The sequence below is a fragment of the Pedobacter sp. genome (assembly GCF_045628745.1).
Taxonomy (GTDB): domain Bacteria; phylum Bacteroidota; class Bacteroidia; order Sphingobacteriales; family Sphingobacteriaceae; genus Pedobacter.
In genome coordinates, this window is sequence record NZ_JAZQPU010000461.1 from 1 (window position 1) to 3,272 (window position 3,272).

A 3,272-nucleotide genomic window follows, 5' to 3' on the forward strand; every position below is an offset into this window, starting at 1 on the left:
CATTAAAAGTGTAATGCTCTACCAGCTGAGCTACGGAATCAAAGTCCTTTTCAGAACTTTACACTAAACGTTTCCGTTTATTGTGATGCAAATATATGATTTACATTTAAAAATCCTGCGTATAATTTTAAATAAATAGCCTCTAGACCATCAAAAACCCACAAACTCCTGATAACGAACAACTAAATTGTTCGTTTCACTACTACTTTACTTCCTTTTAACAGCACTAAAAGTGCAATAAACACGGCAACCGTCATAATCAATGGCATTGGCAACACCGATTGTTCCGGGAAGAAGCTCACAGCGAAGGATGCCAAGGCACCTAAACCCATTTGCAAAGCGCCCATTAAAGCAGAAGCACTACCTGCATTTTTCGTAAAAGGAGCAAGAGACAAGGCCGCAGCATTTGGATTGATTAGCCCTAAGCAAACTAAAAATAAAGCAATAAAAGCAATGGTGCTATAAAGGTTAAGCATATTATTAACTGCTGCAAGTAGAAACAAAAAGCTAAATATCCCTTGAGCAATTAATGCCCAGGTGACAATTTTCTTGCTGCTATGCCAGCGAAGAATCAGGCTGTTTACCTGACTAGAGCCAATAAAAGCAAGTGATAAAAGAGCAAAGATCCAACCGTAACCTGTTTTACTCACCCCATATAAATTCATGAAGATCATGGGTGAGGCCGATACATAGGTAAATAAACCTGCAAAAGATAGGGAAGTGATTAAGCCGTAAGTGTAAAACTGAGGTTCCACAAGTACACTTGAAAACTTCTGTAACATCGGCCCTGGTTTTAAAGAATAGGTAGGATCTGGTTGATAACTCTCTGGTAAAAAGAAATAGGAGGAAAGTAATAATAGCAAACCCATGAAAGCTAAAAACACAAATACCGATTGCCAGCCAAGGCTCGTAATTAAATAACCACCTGCTGTAGGAGCCAACATCGGCGATACGGCAATAACCAGCATCAGGGAGGCAAAAACCTTCGGACTATCTTTAACGGCAAACAAATCACGAACCATGGCTACTGATGCCACAGCGGTGGCACAACTTCCTATAGCTTGAATAAATCGCAATACAATTAACTGGTTGATATCCTTTACAGCCAAACAGCCTAAAGAAGCCAATATGTAAAGCAATAAACCAATATACAAAGGTTTTTTACGGCCAAATTTATCAAGCAAAGGACCGTAAAGTAATTGTCCGAAAGAGATCCCAATGAAAAATCCCGACAAGGATAGCGAAACCTTTGGTACAGTTGTGTTTAGGTCTTTAGCAATAGCGTCGAAGCCGGGTAAATACATATCTATAGAAAAGGGTCCCAGCGCAGCCAGAGATCCTAAAATCAAGATTAAATAAAAGTTTTTTGATTTTGTCATTAATGGTGTTATTTTTAAGAGGCGCAAAGATTCAGCATTTTTTTTCCATATCCTAATTTTTACATAACTGTTAAAGACAATAGCTATAATTCTGCTTAGCAATAATGTCGATGATGAAACTAATGTCAGCTCTTCTGTGCCACACAAGAACTGAAATCTTAAATAGCCTTAATAGAAAATTAAAATTAGGGGTCGGCTGTATGCTCAGTATGGGTGAGTCCACAATGAGTCCACCATGGGTCCACGGTGGGTCCACGTTTAGCCAAACAAAGGGTGGACTCACTGTGGACTCATGGTACACTGGATGCGCTGTCATTACAACCTGTCACCTAACCATCCATTAACCTTCTTTAAACAAGAAACGGGAACAATTTTCATTGTCCCCGTTTCTTTAGCAAAATTTTAGGCTTTAATAAGTTATCTATAAACGGCTCGTTTTACCCGTTTATTTTGAATTAGATATTTCCAAGGGTAGAAAGATCCTTGTATGTAAAACAAGCATTTTACCTGTTTACCATGCGCTAAATAAAGCTTTAGCGAATTTCAAAACAGTAGTTAGCCTATTTAAATAGCGTAGCTAACTTTTTCTCCAAGTCCTCGCCACGTAAATCTTTGGCAATGATCGTTCCTTCTGCATCTACTAAAAAGCTGGTCGGGATACTTTTAATACCATATTCGGCAGCCAGCTCACTGTTCCAGCCTTTAAGGTCAGAAACATGCAGCCAAGCCAGTTGATCAGCTTTAATGGCACTTTCCCAGGCATTTTTTTTATTATCTAAAGATACACCGATAATCTCAAATCCCTTGCTTTTATACTTCTCGTAAGCTTTTACTAAATTAGGGTTTTCCTTGCGACAAGGTCCACACCAGCTTGCCCAAAAGTCAACCAGCACAACTTTACCTTTCAAGGAAGCTAAAGAAATAGCTTTGCCATTAACATCTGGCAAGGTAAAACTTGGTTTAACACCAATTTTTGTTTTTGCACTGATCAGGAGCGATGCACCCAATTCTTTACCGTATAAAGAGTTTTTAGCTTTATCGCTTAATGCGGCATAGGTACTTGCTGCTTTTTCTGGATTGGGATAGTTAACAAAACGATCTGTGATGATAAAAGGCATCACTGCAGATGACGGATATTTTTTAACAAATGCCTCTACAGTTTCTATCAAATCTTGATTCAGCTTATCGAAACCTTTAGTTACTTCAGTGCGGTCGCCATCTTTACCGAGACTATCTGACTTTTTATAGAGCACACCAGCACGGGCAGTCAAGCCTGACCAGGCAGTGCCCCATTCTTGCCATACCGGATTTTCGGCTGCACCTTTAATCTCAATTTGCTTTAAATTATCTAAAGAGCCTTTTAAGGTAATCTTTTCACTGGGCTGTACAAATAAATTTACATATTTCTGCTTAGCCAAGCCTACGGAATAAAGTAATGTACCGGGTGCTGTTCCATTAAATTCAAAATGGCCCTGTTTGCTCAGTACAGAATCTTTTACCTCTTTGCCCTTGATCCAGGTGCTTAAGTAAATTTTAGCATCGCTAAGGCCTTGTATATCGCCCGTAATTTTATATTTCCCGGCTTGTTGTCCGTTTACTGAAATAGCTGAAGAAGCTGCACAAGCAAAAACCACGAGGGTCTTGGTTAGGAACTTCATTTTTTGATGGTTAAATTTCATATTTTAATTTTAAAAAATGGTAAAGCATTCCTGCCTAGCTTAGGCAGGAAGCTAATGATGTTTAATATTTATAGACCAGGTCAACAATTTGAGAAAAGCCTCTTAAGGTATGGGTGGGTTGACCAATAGTGCCCAAATTTGGTATAGAGAAGAAATATAATCTCCCTTCCGTACCATCCCAGGTAGCCACAGCAAGTCTTGCTTTTTTTACAGC

2 protein-coding genes are annotated in these 3,272 nt (G+C 39.0%); both read right to left on the reverse strand.

What is annotated here, in order from left to right:
- Positions 1 to 182 precede the first annotated feature (182 nt).
- Positions 183 to 1,379 carry a multidrug effflux MFS transporter gene (locus ACR2F7_RS16590; RefSeq protein WP_432714655.1) on the reverse strand — a complete coding sequence of 399 codons (1,197 nt, stop codon included), beginning with the start codon at positions 1,377 to 1,379 and terminating at the stop codon, positions 183 to 185.
- Positions 1,380 to 1,939: 560 nt separating this feature from the next.
- Positions 1,940 to 3,037 (reverse strand): redoxin family protein, encoded by a 1,098-nt coding sequence (locus tag ACR2F7_RS16595; protein WP_432714656.1) that lies wholly within the window; start codon positions 3,035 to 3,037, stop codon positions 1,940 to 1,942.
- Positions 3,038 to 3,272 lie beyond the last annotated feature (235 nt).

Bases quoted from the DNA above. Each gene is read 5' to 3' on its own strand.
- ACR2F7_RS16590 (WP_432714655.1), bottom strand. From the start codon at position 1,379: ATGACAAAATCAAAAAACTTTTATTTAATCTTGATTTTAGGATCTCTG.
- ACR2F7_RS16595 (WP_432714656.1), bottom strand. From the start codon at position 3,037: ATGAAGTTCCTAACCAAGACCCTCGTGGTTTTTGCTTGTGCAGCTTCT.